The sequence below is a fragment of the Flavobacterium amylolyticum genome, from assembly GCF_048284335.1.
Taxonomy (GTDB): Bacteria; Bacteroidota; Bacteroidia; order Flavobacteriales; family Flavobacteriaceae; genus Flavobacterium.
Genome location: NZ_JBLVPG010000001.1, coordinates 471,833 through 487,924 on the forward strand (window position 1 = coordinate 471,833; position 16,092 = coordinate 487,924).

Sequence of the window (16,092 nt, forward strand, 5' to 3'; positions counted from 1 at the left end):
TCCTATAACTTGATCTTCTTTTGAATTTCATCTAAAACAAAAAGATAATCTTCTTGATTTTTTACAAAATCCCTATCCGAAACATCAATGATCAAAACATTCAAATCAGTTTGTGATTTAATATAATCCAAATAACCACTGTTGATTTTATCTAAGTATTCGGCCGGAATTTTTTGCTCATAGCTTCTGCCGCGTTTCTTAATATTTTGTAGCAATCGCTCTGAATTTTGATACAAATAAATGTACAAATCCGGTTTTGGCATTTCTCTGTAAATGATATCAAAAAGATTACGGTACAATCGATACTCATCTTCGGCTAAGGTTATTTTAGCAAAAATTAAAGACTTAAAAATATGATAATCAGCTACCAAAAAATCTTTAAATAAATCAAATTGCGCCAAATCATCTGATAATTGTTGGTATCTATCTGCCAGAAATGACATCTCAAGCGGGAAAGCATAACGGTTTTGATCTTTATAAAATTTGGGCAAGAAGGGATTATCAGCAAAACGTTCCAATACCGTTTTCGCATTAAAATCTTCTGCAATTTTTGTGGCTAAAGTTGTTTTCCCTGCTCCAATATTTCCTTCAAAAGCAACATAATTGAATTGCTCCAATGGAATGTTTTGTAATGGATTGACTAAATCTTGAACTACATGACACACACTTTCATCTGGAGACAGGGCTAATAATTCAGTAATGTTTTTTTGAAAAATGGGATGCTGCCAATCTAAATTCAAATCCTGAATAGGCAACAAAACAAAATTCCTGTTCTGCATTAACGGATGTGGAATTTGGAGTTTTTCGGTAGTAATAGTTTCGGAGTCAAATGCTATTAAATCAATATCAATAGTACGTGATTGATATTCTTTTGTTTTACTGCGCAAACGACCCAAACGCTTTTCGATTTTTAAGACCTGAGCCAGAATCTTGTGAGGTGAGCTAAAAGTATGCAAAACCAAAGCACAATTATAAAATGAATCACTTTCAAAACCCCAAGCTGGCGTTTCATATAATCTGGAAACTTTGATGACCGTCCCTACTTCCTGATGTATCAATTGTAAGCAACGCTCCACATTTTCTAAACGATTTCCTTGATTGCTCCCTACCGATAAAATAACCTGATGTTGTGATTTCATAATTAGATGCAAATTAACTAAAAGAATTTTAGAATTAGCAATATATTTGCACCCTGTGTTGCTAATTAACTTGAGAATTCAAAACATTTGTTTGTAACATTTCACTGTTTTTTACGACATATTAAAAAAATATAACTATGAAATTTTTAGGGAATGTATTAGCTACCATAATAGGTATTTTTGTTTTTTTCATGTTGTCCTTTTTTGGAATTATTATTATCGGGGCCCTTTTTGGTGGCGAATCGGAGGGTGTTACGGTAAAAAACAATTCCGTAATAGAACTTGATTTAGAAGACATCCGAAATGATTACGCTGGAAAATATAAAGACCCATGGATGACTATCTTTTCAGAAAATAAAAAAATAGGGCTCTCAGATATTATCAATGCTATTGAAGAAGCAAAAACTGACAATGACATTAAAGGAATTTCGATTCTAAATACTGTTTCGTCATTAGGAATGGCACAAAGTAAAGCCTTGAGAGATGCGCTTGAAAGCTTTAAAAAATCAGGTAAATTCGTCATGGCGTATTCCAATTCGTATTCACAAAAAGAATATTATTTAAATTCTGTTGCCAGCCCAATTTACATAAATCCGGTTGGAGAAATGGATTTCAAGGGATTGTCTGCTGAAATCATGTTCTTTAAAGATTTTCAAGAAAAATCAGGATTAAAAATGGAAGTGATCCGTCATGGAAAATACAAAAGTGCTGTAGAACCTTTTCTTGAAAATAAAATGAGTGATGCCAACAGGGAACAAACCTCAGCTTTACTGAATTCTGTTTGGAACTCAATTACGGCTGACATCTCTAAAAGCAGAAACATACCTGTGGTTCACTTAAATGAAATCGCTAACGGTTTACTGGCTCGAACTCCAGAAATGGCAAAAGCAGAGAAACTGATTGACGTAATTGCTTATGAAGATGTGTATCACAACGCCATCAGAAAAGCGCTTAAAGTAGCCAATAATGAAGACTACAACACAGTATCTGTTTCAGATTATGCCCAGAAAGTAGCCACTACGTCGCAAAGTTTTGACAGTAATGATGAAATAGCAATTATTTATGCACAAGGTGAAATTCTTGGCGGAGAAGGTGATGTTAATATTATTGGTGAAGGATCAATGCGTCGCTCCCTGCAAGAAGCACGAAAAAACAAAAATATAAAAGCGATCGTACTTCGAATCGATAGTCCCGGCGGAAGCGCATTGACCTCAGATCTGATTTGGAGAGAGATTGAATTGACTAAAAAGTTAAAACCTGTAGTTGTTTCTATGGGAAATTATGCAGCCTCCGGCGGGTATTACATTGCCTGCAATGCCAATACAATTTTTGCCGAAGAAAATACCATCACAGGCTCCATTGGCGTTTTCGGGATATTACCCAACTTTACGCCATTGGCTACTAAAATAGGGGTTTATACAGAGCAAGTTAAAACTCATGAGAATTCAGCAAATTATAGCCCTTTTGTGCCATTAGATGAAAAATTCAAAGCCGTTACGTTAGAAGGTGTTGAACACATTTACAAAACCTTTGTTACCCATGTAGCTCAGGGACGAAAAATGACATTTGCACAAGTCGATGCTATTGCTCAAGGACGTGTTTGGAGTGGGTCTCAAGCGTTAAAAATTGGGCTAGTCGATAAAATTGGGGGATTGGATGATGCAATTGCTAATGCTGCGTCTTTAGCAAAAATAAAAAAATACAGCACTCAAAATTATCCTGAATATGAGAAAAATTTTGATGATCTACTTGCTAATCTGCCCTTTGCACAATCGAAAGCTGATTTTATAAAAGAAGAAATTGGTGTAGAGAATTATCGCATTATGCAAGAAATAAAGAAATTACAGTCAAGGAAAGGCATACAAGCCATCCTACCGTTTGAAATCAACATCAATTAACGTCTAGCATACTACTTATAAAATCCGTTCCAATTATAATTGGAACGGATTTTTTTTTGAAATTAAAAGGGAAATTAAAAGCCGTTATTGTTTTTTATCAAATCAATAGCAACGCTTCCCGTGTAATCCATTATTTTTGTGACAAGAGGGCATCATTTTTGCTTATTTTTTAAATCTAAAGAGAATCAAATTATGCTAAAAACAATCTTAAAAATTATTGGAGCCCTGATTATCCTATTCTTGGTAGCTTTATTCACTCTTCCTTACTTTTTTGAGGATCAAATAAAAGCTAAAATTACCAAAGCTATTAATGATAAGGTTGATGCCAAAGTCACTTTTTCGGATGTGGACTTAAGTTTAATCAAAAGCTTCCCTAGTGCAAATGTCAATTTAGATCAACTAGTCATTATAAACAAAGCCCCTTTTGAAGGCGACACTTTAGTGTCATTAGGCGAATTAGATTTAAAAATGTCTATCAAAGAATTATTCAAAGGCAAAGGAGAAGCAATAATTATTGACGGCATTACTTCAAAAAATGGATTGATCAATATCCTATTCAATAAAGACGGCATCGGAAATTATGATATCGCCATAAAAGGTAAAGAAAGTAAAAATAGAAGCAAAAGCGCCCCTTTATCATTAAAGGTTAAGAATTATAGCATCGAGAATTTCAAATTTTGCTATTTTGATGAAAAATCAAAAATCAAAATGACAATTGACAGTATTAGCCATAAAGGCGTGGGCGATTTTGCCGCTCAAAAACTGGATTTGGTTACTCAATCAACTGCAAAAATCACCTTGGACATGAACAAGGTCAATTACTTGAAAGATGTTGCTTTGACTCTGGACGCTGTTTTGGGAATTGATTTAGTAAAAAGTAAATATACGTTTAAAGAAAACAAAGCTTTAATCAATCAGTTGCCGCTAGAATTTGATGGGTTTATTCAAGAGGTTGAAACGGGTCAGGAATATGATTTAAAATTTAAAACACCTACCTCATCCTTCAAAAATTTCTTAGGAGTGATTCCCGCAGCCTATACTTCCAGTTTGAAAAACGTAAAAACAACTGGTGACTTTACCGTTGTAGGCTTTGCCAAAGGGCTCTATTCAGACAACAGTGTTCCGAAATTTAACATTGAAATTGCCTCCAACAATGCCTCTTTTAAATACCCTAACTTACCAAAAACGGTTCAAAACATCATTATTGATACAAAAATTGTCAATCAAACCGGAATATTGAATGATACTTACATTAATATAGACCAGCTTTCTTTCCAAATAGATCAGGACATTTTTAATGCTAAAGCAACCATTAAAAACATCTCACAAAACGCAATAGTTGACGCCGCTTTAAAAGGAACAATTAACTTAGCCAATCTTTCTAAAGCGTATCCTATAAAGCTAGCCAAGCCTCTTGCTGGGACCTTAAGAGCCGATGTGACCACAAGATTCGATATGCAGTCAGTAGAGAAAAATCAATATGAGACTATTAATAATGCAGGAACCATGAGTTTGTCCGGTTTCAACTATATGGATGAAAACGGCAAAACAATGAACATCAGCAGTGCTTTGGTTCAATTTAATCCCAGTCAAGTCAATTTGAAAGAATTGAACGCAACTACAGGAAAAAGTGACATTAGTGTAACAGGAATTTTAGAAAATTTTTACGGATTTATATTTAGAAACCAAGAATTAAAAGGAAATTTCATCCTGAATTCTAAACAATTAGCCGTAGATGATTTTATGACCACCGTTGAAACCGCAAAAACACCACCTACTGATCGGGATAAAAAAGCAGCGGCCCTGAAGATTCCTGCTTTCTTGAATTGTACGCTTACCGCAAATGCAACTACGGTATTATATGATAATTTGACCTTGAAGAATGTATCGGGAAAACTACTTGTCAAAGATGAAAAAGTAACTTTCCAAAACGTGAAAACATCGCTTTTTGGGGGAACAATTGGCGCAAATGGTGCAGTTTCTACAAAAGGGAAAAGTCCTGTTTTTAATATGGATTTGAAATTAAATCAAGTCGATATTGCACAATCCTTCACCCAACTAGATATGCTAAAAAAAATTGCACCTCTTGCTGGAATTATTAACGGAAAGTTAAATTCAACTATCAAGTTGAACGGAAATCTTGATGCTACTGAACTGACTCCTGACTTGAAAACGCTGACCGGAGATCTATTAGGACAATTGCTGTCAACGACAGTAAATGCGAGTAATTCGACTTTACTGACTGCATTGGGCGCCAATTTAAAATTTATTGATGTTAGCAAAATCAATTTGAATGATTTGAAAGCAGCACTAACATTCAATGATGGAAAAGTAACTGTAAAACCTTTTGACATCAAGTACAAAGACATCAAAGCTACTATTGCAGGCACGCACGGTTTTGACCAAAGCATAAATTACAATTTAAAATTTGATGTTCCCGCAAAATATTTAGGCTCCGAAGCAAATGCCTTAATCGCAAAATTATCTGATGCTGATGCTGCAAAAGTGCAAAGCTTTCCGATTAATGCGCTTTTAGTTGGGAATTTTACAAATCCAAAAATCACAACTGATATTAATAGCGCCGTAACTAAATTGACCACTCAACTAATAACCCAACAAAAAGACAGACTGGTAAAACAAGGAACTTCAGCTTTGACTGATTTTATTAACAAAAACAAAAAACCAGGAGATACTACAAAAACGGCAACTCCTACAACCAAAGAAGAAGTAAAAACAAAAGCAACTGATTTATTGAATGGCTTGTTTAATAAAAAGAAAAAAGCAGAAGAGCCTAAAGTACAGCAGTAATAATTTAAACTAAAATAATGGCTTAACTGAAAGTGTTATAAAAACAACTTGTATTTATAATTAAAACATTAAGGAATTAAGTTTCATTAAGATTTAATGCTTAATTATTCTTAATTCCTTAATGGTTAAAAAAATTACAGAAAAGCCAGCAAAATCAAAATAGCAGATTTTACACATTAATTTGTACCACATAACCTTCTGAACCTCGGATATTAAAAACGGTGCCGTCTTCAAAAAGAAGGTACTGACCTTTTATTCCGGTGAGTTTTCCTTGAAAGTGAGGCGTTTTTTCCAAACTTAAACTATTCACCTTATGTGGATACTGTAGAACAGGATAATGCATCTCGTACAAATCATTTTTTTGTGCATGAAAATATTCCTGAACTTCCGTTGGGATTAAATTCTCTACTTTTAGTCGCTCCGCAACTAAGTCGATTGGTTCGATATTGTTAGTCAGCATTTTTCGCCAATTCGTTTTATCAGCATAATGGTTTTTGAGCGCCACCTCCGTAATTCCAGCCAAATAGCGATTGGGTACTTCCACAATAGAAATGGCTTGGTTAGCGCCCTGATCTATCCATCGGGTTGGCATTTGTGTTTTTCGAGTCACTCCTACTTTGACTTCGCTGGACAAAGCCAAATACACAATATGAGGTTGCAATTGCACTTTTTCTTCATAAGCCAGATTTCTATCCTGAATTCCAAGATGAGCCGTACTCAACTCCGGTTTCATAATCCAATCCCCCACTGCCGGGCTGGAATAAAAACAATCATAACAAAATCCTTGTCGGAATATTTTTTTCTTTTTTCCGCAGTTCAAACATTGATATCCAACAAAATTAATTTCGATATTTTTATTTAGCAACTGATTTACATTCAAAAAACTATTCTCAAAAACCAAATAATATTGAATTGGATTTCCAAATTCGGTTTGCATTTTTGCAAGTACACCTTCGTATGTCATTCTATTTAAAGTTTCCCGTTTAACGCATCTAGTTAAACAAATTTTGTTATTTTTGGTAAAGTTATAATTCGTAATTCATAATTCATAATTTAAAAATGCCACTAACCATAATCAATTCGTTTGCCTCGTGGGTGCTAAAACAAAGAATCCATCAGATTGAACTTTTCTTAAAATACCCAAATGAGGTTCAGGAAGAATTGCTTATGCATTTAATTCAGTCATCCAAAAACTCTGTTTTAGGCAAACAATATGAGTATGCTTCAATACATTCCTACGCTACTTTTGCAGAGAGAATCCCAATTTCAACTTACGAAGAATTACAACCGCTCATTGAACGAACCCGTAAAGGAGAGCAGAATGTTTTTTGGGAAACCCCTATAAAATGGTTTGCCAAATCAAGCGGAACGACAAACGCTAAAAGTAAATTTATTCCGGTTAGTAATGAAGCACTGGAAGACTGCCATTACAAAGGAAGTAAGGATTTACTGTGTTTGTATTTAAATAACAATGAGGATTCCGAACTTTTTCTTGGGAAAAGCCTACGTCTAGGCGGAAGCTCGCAAATCTATGAAGACAACAATACGTTCTTTGGGGATTTATCAGCCATATTAATTGAAAACATGCCTATTTGGGCGGAGTTTAGCAGCACTCCGAGCAACAAAATTTCACTAATGGGTGAATGGGAAACAAAAATCGCAGCCATTATAAACGAAACAAAAAATGAAAATGTAACTAGTTTTGCTGGAGTTCCTTCCTGGATGTTGGTTTTAATGAATAAAATGCTGGAAGAAACCGGAAAGGGAAATTTATTTGAACTTTGGCCTAACTTGGAAGTCTACTTTCACGGAGGCGTCAATTTTGAACCGTACCGAGAGCAATACAAAAAAATACTACCGAAAAAAGAGTTTAAATATTACGAAATATACAACGCCTCCGAAGGCTTTTTTGCTATTCAGGATTTAAATCATTCCAGTGATTTGTTATTGATGCTGGATTACGGCATTTTCTATGAATTTATTCCAATGGATACTTTTGGGACACCGGATCAAAAAACGATTCGATTAGCAGATGTGGAACTTTGCAAAAATTATGCTTTAGTAATTACCACCAATTCCGGCTTATGGCGTTATTTGATAGGCGATACCGTTCGTTTCACCTCATTGAATCCCTATCGGATTCGGGTTACGGGAAGAACCAAGCATCACATTAATGTTTTTGGCGAAGAATTGATGGTTGAAAATACGGATCAGGCTATTGCCAAAGCGTGTAAACTAACCCAAACAGAAGTAGTTGATTACACCGTGGCGCCTATATTTATGGAAGGCAAAGAAAAAGGTGCCCATGAATGGATGATCGAGTTCAAAAACAATCCTGCTGATGTATCGCAATTCCAGAAAGCATTGGATGAATCCATACAATCTTTAAACTCCGATTATGAAGCAAAGCGCTACAACAACATGACATTAAATCCGTTAGTAATAAATGTAGCACGAAAAAATTTGTTTTACGATTGGTTAAAATGCAAGGACAAATTGGGTGGGCAACATAAAATACCAAGATTATCCAACCAAAGAGATTACCTGGAACAACTCAAAAGCATGCAGTTTCAAACCGTATAAAAAACGAGAAGATGAAAAATACCTTCTACATCTTGATAACACTTTTTTTCTTGAGTTCCTGCGGACCGCACAGAATGCGTTGTGGCGCCAGGGGAATATGTAAATCTCCCGAAAAACAAACACAGGAAAAACCTGAAAAAGCGTTTACCGTTAAAGCATAAAAAAGGCTGTCCAAAAATCACTTTTTTGAACAGCCTCTTTTTATGATTATTACAGTCTTTTTATTCCTCCTCCATCATATCAATATGCCTGTCGTGGTACCCTAAAAGGTATAAAACACCGTCGAGGCCTAAACTTGAAATAGAACTTTCTGCCTTTTCTTTTACCGTAGGTTTGGCATGAAAAGCAATACCTAAACCTGCTAAATTCAACATTGGCAAATCATTGGCACCATCACCCACTGCAATAGTTTGGTTGATGTGTATGCCTTCTTTATCGGCAATGGCTTGCAAATATTCAGCTTTCTTTTGACCATCGACAATCTCGCCTATATAGTTGCCCGTTAATTTACCGTCTTTAATTTCCAATTCATTGGCGTGAACGTAATCAATTCCTAATTCCTTTTGCAGGTATTTTCCAAAAAAGGTAAAGCCTCCGGATAAAATAGCCGTTTTATAACCATAATATTTCAAGGCCTTCATCAAGCGATGTGCTCCTTTGGTTATAGGCAGATTTTCAGCAACGGTTTGTAGCACCTCTTCACTCAAACCTTCTAACAAAGCCATGCGTTGTTGGAAGCTTTCGCTGAAATCAATTTCGCCATTCATCGCTGCTTCTGTAATGGCTCTCACTTGTTCTCCCACACCCGCTAATTCAGCCAATTCATCAATTACTTCGGTTTGAATCAAGGTCGAATCCATATCAAAACACACCAAGCGTCTGTTTCTTCGGTACATATTGTCTTCTTGAAACGAAATATCCACATCTATCGTTCTGGAAATTTCCATAAAACTGGCCGTCATAAACGTTTTATCGACAATGGTTCCCGTAACCGATAATTGTATGCAAGAACGCGGAAATTCTTCTTTATCAATAATAGAAACTCGGCCTGTTAATCTTTTAATCGCATCAATATTTAAATTTTGGTTGGACAAAATTCTAGTCACAGCTGCCAATTGAACAGCCGTTAGTGTTTCTCCCAAAACATTTATGGTATAGCGTTGTTTGCGTTGTGCTTTTACCCAAATTTCGTAGTCCGCAATCGAGATTGGAATAAACTTAACTTTAACACCTAATTCATAGGCTTTGAATAATAAATCTTTTAAAACAGGTCCAGAGGAAGAACCCGCTTTTATTTCAAATAAAATACCTAAAGAAAGGGTATCATGAATATCTGCCTGTCCAATATCTAGAATAACGGCATCATAATTCGCCAAAATGGAGGTCAAACCTGCTGTTACTCCTGGTTTGTCCTGACCCGAAACTTTTAATAAAATAACCTCAATCTCTTCTATTTGCATTTTATAATTGTTTGATTTAGCATGCGCAAAAATCGTCAATCTGAAGTTGATAAAAAAAAATAACTTTCCTTTTTGCGAACAATAACAAATTCTGTAAATTACCTATAAAAAAACCTGTCCAAATGAATAAACAGGTTTACATTTATGAGAAAAACGCAATCTACTAGCAATCCATAATTTGTTTTAAAACTACTTAATTTTCGGTTTCATCAAAATTCACCATCCAATTGATGCCAAATTTATCCGTAAACATTCCAAAGTAAGCACCCCAAAAAGTTTGATTCATTGGCATGGATACATTTCCTCCAGCCGAAAGTCCATTAAACAAGGTATCGGCTTCTTTCTTACTCACAGTATTGATAGAAATCGAAACATTTTGTCCAAAAATCACTTCTCCACTCGCTAAATTACTATCACTTCCCATCAGTAAAGATGTATCACCTATGGGCAATGTTATATGCATGATCTTATCCCCATCTTCCTCAGAAAGCGCGGGATTACCTTCTGCTGGAGGCATTTCATTGAACTTCCCGATATAGGGAAATTCTCCACCAAATACAGACTGATAAAACAGAAATGCTTCTTCGCAATTTCCATTGAAAACTAAATAAGGGTTTATTGATGCCATAATCTTAATTTTAATAATTAATAGTCTACTCCGCTTCTGAAATTTTTTTCACCATATCTAACCCTTTTGGAAATGTAGTTTTGAAATAATCTACATACTTTTCGACTGCATCCATTTTAGCTACTAAAACAGTCAATCCATTATCTTCAATCAATTGATACGTTTCCATAGAACCCGTCCATTCCTGGGTTTTAGCATCAACAGGCATTTCTACAAAATTCTTTAACTCGCTTATGTGCTTGAAAGCCATGTATTCATTTGGTATTTTCTTATAGATAATACTGTTCATTCCGTCCCCATTGGGAGATAAAAAATGAATTTTACTGCCTTCTTTCCAATCACTTACAGCATACGTCCCTTCACAAAAAACGGATGTCCATTGCTTGTATGTTTCTTCCTTCCATAAAACGTCCCAAACTTTTTCTTTTGGAGCCTTTATCTCGATTTTGAATTCCAGTGTTGTCATTTTGTACTTTTTATTACGTTAAAATTCTATTTTGGTACTTTACTAAAATCCATATACAGCATATTCCAACGATGTCCATCTAAGTCTGCAAAGCCACAGCCATACATCCATCCTTGAATTTCGGCAGGTTTGGCAAAAAGGGTACCGCCAGCTTCTTCTACCTTCTTTGCGAATGCATCCACTTCTTCTTTACTTACTGCATCAATTGAAATTAATAGTTCGGAACTTGATTGGGTATCGGTACTTTTATTTTGTACAAAATCTTCAAAAACTGACGCCTCAAAAAGCATGACCGCAAAATGAGTAGCTCCAACAGACAGACATGTTGAATGCGGAGTGGCATATTGCTCATTAAAAGAAAAACCTATTTTAGCGAAAAATGCTTTTGATTTCGCCACCTCTTTTACTGGCAAATTAAGCCATATTTGCTTTATCATTTCGTTTTTTTTTAAGGGATTGAATTTTAAATATGCTTTTACGTTATCCAAAATTGCTTGTAAACCTTATTTTTCTAAAGCACTTCTTTCATTTAAAATTTACCACGATAAATTTACAAAATATTTAAAATCAATTATATACAAATAATAAAAATTATAATTTAAAAAAATAGCTAAAAAAAATCAATAAAAAAACCTGTTCATTTTAATGAACAGGTTTAGTATTATCCTGTGTCTAAGTCTAAAACTTTGACACCGTTATTTTTCTTAAAACTTTAAGATGCTATTTCCAAACGCTTCAATAAATTCTTATTCAACGTCTCTTTTGCATAATCCACGTCAATTTCTAATGTTTTAGTATCAGAACTTGGTAATTCATACATTGCATCGGTTAAGATGGCTTCACATAAGGAACGCAATCCACGAGCTCCTAATTTATATTCTAATGCTTTATCTACAATAAAATCTAAGGCTTCATTTGTAATGGTGAATTCAACATCGTCCATCAAAAACAATTTCTCATATTGCTTGATTAACGCATTTTTAGGTTGTGTCAATATCGCACGCAAGGTTTCTCTGTCTAAAGGATCCATGTGTGTCAATACCGGCAAACGACCAATAATCTCCGGAATCAATCCAAAATCTTTGATGTCTTTTGGAATAATGTATTGCAACAAATTGTCTTTGTCGATGTTATCCACATTTTTAGAAGTAGAATAACCCACGGCTTGACGGTTCAATCGTTTCGAAATAATTCTTTCAATTCCATCAAAAGCACCACCGGCGATAAACAAAATATTTTGTGTATTTACCTCAACAAATTTTTGGTCCGGGTGTTTGCGTCCTCCTTTAGGTGGCACATTTACAACGGTTCCTTCCAATAATTTCAATAATGCTTGTTGAACACCTTCCCCAGAAACGTCACGCGTAATAGACGGATTGTCACTTTTACGTGCAATTTTATCTATCTCGTCAATGAATACAATGCCGCGTTCTGCTTTCGCAACGTCATAATCAGCGGCTTGCAAAAGACGTGTCAAAATACTTTCGACATCTTCCCCAACATAACCTGCTTCTGTAAGAACCGTCGCATCAACAATAGCCAACGGCACATCTAACATTTTTGCAATGGTTTTAGCCACTAATGTTTTTCCTGTTCCTGTTTGTCCCACCATAATGATGTTACTTTTTTCAATCTCAACCTCATCGTCCAGTTGCTGTTGCATCAAACGCTTGTAGTGATTGTAAACTGCAACTGACATCACCTTTTTAGTTTGGTCCTGTCCAATTACATATTGATCCAAGAACGCCCTGATTTCTTTTGGTTTTTTCAAAATCAAATCTCCAACCAGTTTTGAACTTCCGCCAGATTTTAATTCCTCCAAAACAATTCCGTGTGCTTGTTCGATACATTTATCACAAATATGTGCATTGATACCTGCAATCAACAAATTGGTTTCCGGTTTTTTTCTTCCACAAAACGAACACTCTAATACTACTTTTGCCATTCTTTTAGTCTAATGTCATAAAGTTAAAAGTCCTAAAGTCTCTGCTATGCTTTTGACTTACGGACTTTTGACTCTCGACTAATAATTTATCCTCTTATTAAAACTTCATCAATCATTCCGTATGCTTTTGCTTCTTCGGCAATCATCCAATAGTCACGCTCACTATCTGTATGAACCTTATCGAAAGTTTGTCCAGAATGATGCGAGATAATTTTGTATAACTCATCTTTCAGTTTCAACATTTCGCGTAAGTTGATTTCCATATCTGTAGCCACTCCTTGCGCTCCACCTGATGGTTGGTGAATCATTACTCGTGAATGTGGCAATGCCGAACGTTTTCCTGCAGCACCTGCACACAACAGCACTGCTCCCATAGAAGCTGCCATTCCAGTACAAATTGTCGCTACATCTGGTTTGATGTATTGCATCGTGTCATAAATCCCCAATCCAGCGTAAACGCTTCCTCCCGGAGAATTCAAATAAATTTGAATGTCCTTTGAAGCATCGGCACTTTCCAGGAACAACAACTGTGCTTGAACAATGTTTGCAATTTGGTCATCGATTCCTGTACCCAAGAATATAATTCGGTCCATCATCAGCCTGGAAAAAACATCTAATTGTGATATATTCAACTGACGTTCTTCAATGATATAGGGAGTCATGTTTTTAGGAGTCATTGCACCTACGATTTTATCGTAGTACATCGAATTTACCCCGTGGTCCTTTGTAGCAAATTTTTTAAATTCTTTACCGTAGTTCATATTTTTTTGTTCTAAGTTTTACGTAATATCTTGTGTTTCCCTTTAATGCAAAGGTCATACCTATTTACAAATGATGTCAATATGTCTTATTTTTAGCCCAGATGGGAGTAAAAGCTTTTTGAATTCTGTTTTTTAGTTTTTTTATTCTTGCAAAGCGACTAAAAAAAGCGCTTACAGGAATTTAAAAAACTGAAACAGAAAAAAAAACTTGTACCGTACAGCTAGATTAGCTCCCGCAACTAATTGAAACAAAAGAGCGCCAAAAAATATTTTTTCTGACGCTCAAATATACCTATTTTTTATTGTTTACTATCTGTAATCAAATCATAAAATTTTAATAATCTCTGGTGCTCTTAGGGCTTTTGACTTTCAACTTTACGACAGTACAGACACCTATTTATTCTCCGTATGAAGCAGCAATAAATTCGTCGTACGTTACTTCTTTAGTAGTAGGATTTGCTTTCTCCTTGAACAATTCTAATAATTTCTCCGCAACAACCTGGTCCGAAAGTCTTTTTACTTCGTCTTGGTTAGACAAAACTCTAGCCACAATTCCTTGAACTTCTTCATCAGTAGGATTTGTTTGCCCGAATTGCGCCATTTGTTGACGGATATTTTTTGTAGTGAATGTTTTCAAGTCTTCAAAAGTGATTTTGATATCAGATTGAGCCATTGCTCTACCTTCGATCAATTGAAAACGCAATCCTTTTTCAGAACGTGCATATTCTACTTCAGCTTCTTCAGGTGACAATTTTTTCTCTCCAACTGTTTGCAACCATTTTTTAAGGAATCCAGAAGGCAAATCAAATTTTGTGCTTTCAATTAAGAATTCTGTAACATCACCTAATAATTTTTGATCCGCTTGTTGTGCAAATTGAGCTTCAGCATCTTCTTTGATTTTAGCTTTCAATTCTTCTAATGAAGAAACAGTTCCAGCTCCAAACAATTTATCAAACAATTCTTGGTTCAATTCCGCTAATTCCGCAGTGTTGATTGCTTCGATTGTGAAGTTTACATCAACCTCTAAACCGTGAACGTCATCATGACTTACTTTCATCACGTCCATCAATTGGTGGTCGTCTTCAAATAAACCTTTAGTGTTAACCGTCACTACATCTCCTACTTTTTTACCAATGAATAAATCAAAAGTCGCTTTGTCTTTGAAAAGATCAGCAGCAATAGTGGTAGCGTTATTAATTCCTTTTTCTTCGTTAGTGAATGTTCCTGTTACATCTGAATCTGCAGCAACAACTTCTTGAGGAATTGCAGTTCCAAATTGTTTTTGAATACGTTCTACCTGACCTTCAATCATTTTATCATCCGCTGAAACTACATATTTTACAATGTCGTTTTTAGCTTCTAAATCCAATTCGAAGTTAGGTACCAAACCAATTTCATATTCGAAAACCAGTTCTTCAGCATCCCAAGAAAAATGCTCGTTTACTTTAGGAAGTGGCGTTCCAAGAAGATTTAATCTTTCTGATTGTACGAAACGCTCCAAAGCTAAGTCAACCACTTTTTGAATTTCTTCTTGTTTGATTGCTTTACCGTATTGTTTTTCAACAAGATCTTTAGGCACCGCTCCTTTTCTAAATCCCTTAACCGTTGCCAAAGGCATTTTTTCGTTTATTCTTTTTGCTACTTGTCCTTTGTAATCCATGTGAACAACAGTCATTACAATTGTTTCATTCACAGCGTCTATTGCTACTCTTTTGATATCCATCTTCTTCTTTAATTTACATAATAAAATTGGACTGCAAAATTATAAAATTTTTGCAACCCAAACAAGTATTTTACCATTTTGAATTTTAGACGGTTATTTGATAAAATCAGAGGTTAGAAAAGGAAAATAATTTGGGCGTGTCCCTGCAGATGGTGCTGTCGTTCCTCCTCGCAAAACTGCGGGTCAGGCTGTTCGTTATAATCTTTTATTGCGCTTTGCTTCATAAAAGGATTTTCACTGCCATCCTTCACGCGAGCCGTGGTTTTCAACAATATAAAGTTGCTTTAATATTTTGTAATAAATTATTTATATATTTGAAAAACTGATATAACGAAACAAAGTAGTGTAAAGCCAACCAAAATTGGGTTTATAATCGCTACTTTGTAACTGGTAGTATTTACTAGTTAGTCGACACCCAAAAAAACGGGGGAGAAATAAGTAGTAATTAGCAGAAAAGAGAATGAATAATAATAAATAAAAATTTAGGGGACAGAAAGGTCGGAATAATACGTTTAACTTTATACACCACGTCTAAGACATACGTTAGCTGGGAAGGTAAATACCAATTTCCAAATCATCTTGAGAAAGAATTAATGAGGAAAGAGTTAGCAACAGCATAACAACTGTTGAAGTCCTGAGGTTGGTTCTGCGTTTCAATTTTCTAAGCATATTTGATGTGTT

General features: G+C 35.2%; 13 protein-coding genes. 4 read left to right on the forward strand and 9 right to left on the reverse strand.

Translation table 11 applies throughout. The annotated features are described in order from the left end of the window. Positions 1–2 precede the first annotated feature (2 nt). Positions 3–1,139: a 2-amino-4-hydroxy-6-hydroxymethyldihydropteridine diphosphokinase gene (gene folK / locus ACNQF9_RS02120; protein WP_417989537.1), complete on the reverse strand. Its 1,137-nt coding sequence runs from the start codon at positions 1,137–1,139 to the stop codon at positions 3–5. Positions 1,140–1,276: 137 nt separating this feature from the next. Here folK and sppA point away from each other — a divergent pair, with 137 nt between their 5' ends. Beyond that, positions 1,277–3,037, forward strand: a complete 1,761-nt coding sequence (sppA, locus tag ACNQF9_RS02125) for a signal peptide peptidase SppA (RefSeq protein WP_417989538.1) — start codon at positions 1,277–1,279, stop codon at positions 3,035–3,037. A gap of 192 nt (positions 3,038–3,229) precedes the next feature. Then, positions 3,230–5,845, forward strand: coding sequence for an AsmA-like C-terminal region-containing protein (locus tag ACNQF9_RS02130; RefSeq protein ID WP_417989539.1), 2,616 nt, complete (start codon positions 3,230–3,232; stop codon positions 5,843–5,845). A gap of 169 nt (positions 5,846–6,014) precedes the next feature. On the opposite strand, the gene ACNQF9_RS02135 is transcribed toward ACNQF9_RS02130, so the two are convergent. Continuing rightward, entirely contained in the window at positions 6,015–6,809 is a 795-nt protein-coding gene (locus tag ACNQF9_RS02135; RefSeq protein WP_417989540.1) for a DUF2797 domain-containing protein, read from the reverse strand. A 95-nt stretch (positions 6,810–6,904) separates the two neighbouring features. On the opposite strand from ACNQF9_RS02135, the gene ACNQF9_RS02140 reads away from it, so the two are divergent. Together ACNQF9_RS02140 and ACNQF9_RS02145 are read left to right on the forward strand one after the other, a co-directional pair. Then, on the forward strand, positions 6,905–8,428 hold the full coding sequence (locus ACNQF9_RS02140) for a GH3 auxin-responsive promoter family protein (RefSeq protein ID WP_417989541.1): 1,524 nt from the start codon (positions 6,905–6,907) through the stop codon (positions 8,426–8,428). An 11-nt stretch (positions 8,429–8,439) separates the two neighbouring features. Further along, positions 8,440–8,589 carry a hypothetical protein gene (locus ACNQF9_RS02145; protein ID WP_417989542.1) on the forward strand — a complete coding sequence of 50 codons (150 nt, stop codon included), beginning with the start codon at positions 8,440–8,442 and terminating at the stop codon, positions 8,587–8,589. Positions 8,590–8,649: 60 nt separating this feature from the next. Here the strand turns inward: ACNQF9_RS02145 and serB are convergent, their stop codons facing one another. The 7 genes from serB to ACNQF9_RS02180 all read right to left on the reverse strand — a co-directional run bounded on the left by serB (position 8,650) and on the right by ACNQF9_RS02180 (position 15,411). Continuing rightward, the gene (gene serB / locus ACNQF9_RS02150) at positions 8,650–9,888 is read right to left on the reverse strand and encodes a phosphoserine phosphatase SerB (RefSeq protein ID WP_417989543.1); all 1,239 of its coding nucleotides are present in this window, start codon (positions 9,886–9,888) and stop codon (positions 8,650–8,652) included. 193 nt (positions 9,889–10,081) lie between these two features. After that, complete coding sequence (locus ACNQF9_RS02155; protein ID WP_417989544.1) at positions 10,082–10,516, reverse strand: VOC family protein; 435 nt, start codon at positions 10,514–10,516, stop codon at positions 10,082–10,084. Positions 10,517–10,541: 25 nt separating this feature from the next. After that, positions 10,542–10,982 carry an SRPBCC family protein gene (locus ACNQF9_RS02160; protein WP_417989545.1) on the reverse strand — a complete coding sequence of 147 codons (441 nt, stop codon included), beginning with the start codon at positions 10,980–10,982 and terminating at the stop codon, positions 10,542–10,544. Between the two features lie 26 nt (positions 10,983–11,008). Then, positions 11,009–11,419, reverse strand: coding sequence for a VOC family protein (locus ACNQF9_RS02165; RefSeq protein WP_417989546.1), 411 nt, complete (start codon positions 11,417–11,419; stop codon positions 11,009–11,011). 275 nt (positions 11,420–11,694) lie between these two features. Next, complete coding sequence (gene clpX / locus ACNQF9_RS02170; RefSeq protein WP_131991663.1) at positions 11,695–12,927, reverse strand: ATP-dependent Clp protease ATP-binding subunit ClpX; 1,233 nt, start codon at positions 12,925–12,927, stop codon at positions 11,695–11,697. 86 nt (positions 12,928–13,013) lie between these two features. After that, on the reverse strand, positions 13,014–13,688 hold the full coding sequence (gene clpP, locus ACNQF9_RS02175) for an ATP-dependent Clp endopeptidase proteolytic subunit ClpP (RefSeq protein WP_073351820.1): 675 nt from the start codon (positions 13,686–13,688) through the stop codon (positions 13,014–13,016). A gap of 397 nt (positions 13,689–14,085) precedes the next feature. Continuing rightward, complete coding sequence (locus tag ACNQF9_RS02180) at positions 14,086–15,411, reverse strand: trigger factor (RefSeq protein ID WP_417989547.1); 1,326 nt, start codon at positions 15,409–15,411, stop codon at positions 14,086–14,088. Positions 15,412–16,092: the final 681 nt, after the last annotated feature.

Excerpts from the sequence above, each read along its gene's own strand:
- serB (WP_417989543.1), bottom strand. The coding sequence starts at position 9,888 with ATGCAAATAGAAGAGATTGAGGTTATTTTATTAAAAGTTTCGGGTCAG.
- ACNQF9_RS02140 (WP_417989541.1), top strand. The coding sequence starts at position 6,905 with ATGCCACTAACCATAATCAATTCGTTTGCCTCGTGGGTGCTAAAACAA.
- ACNQF9_RS02155 (WP_417989544.1), bottom strand. The coding sequence starts at position 10,516 with ATGGCATCAATAAACCCTTATTTAGTTTTCAATGGAAATTGCGAAGAA.
- folK (WP_417989537.1), bottom strand. The coding sequence starts at position 1,139 with ATGAAATCACAACATCAGGTTATTTTATCGGTAGGGAGCAATCAAGGA.
- ACNQF9_RS02160 (WP_417989545.1), bottom strand. The coding sequence starts at position 10,982 with ATGACAACACTGGAATTCAAAATCGAGATAAAGGCTCCAAAAGAAAAA.
- clpP (WP_073351820.1), bottom strand. The coding sequence starts at position 13,688 with ATGAACTACGGTAAAGAATTTAAAAAATTTGCTACAAAGGACCACGGG.
- clpX (WP_131991663.1), bottom strand. The coding sequence starts at position 12,927 with ATGGCAAAAGTAGTATTAGAGTGTTCGTTTTGTGGAAGAAAAAAACCG.
- ACNQF9_RS02165 (WP_417989546.1), bottom strand. The coding sequence starts at position 11,419 with ATGATAAAGCAAATATGGCTTAATTTGCCAGTAAAAGAGGTGGCGAAA.
- ACNQF9_RS02145 (WP_417989542.1), top strand. The coding sequence starts at position 8,440 with ATGAAAAATACCTTCTACATCTTGATAACACTTTTTTTCTTGAGTTCC.
- sppA (WP_417989538.1), top strand. The coding sequence starts at position 1,277 with ATGAAATTTTTAGGGAATGTATTAGCTACCATAATAGGTATTTTTGTT.
- ACNQF9_RS02180 (WP_417989547.1), bottom strand. The coding sequence starts at position 15,411 with ATGGATATCAAAAGAGTAGCAATAGACGCTGTGAATGAAACAATTGTA.
- ACNQF9_RS02135 (WP_417989540.1), bottom strand. The coding sequence starts at position 6,809 with ATGACATACGAAGGTGTACTTGCAAAAATGCAAACCGAATTTGGAAAT.
- ACNQF9_RS02130 (WP_417989539.1), top strand. The coding sequence starts at position 3,230 with ATGCTAAAAACAATCTTAAAAATTATTGGAGCCCTGATTATCCTATTC.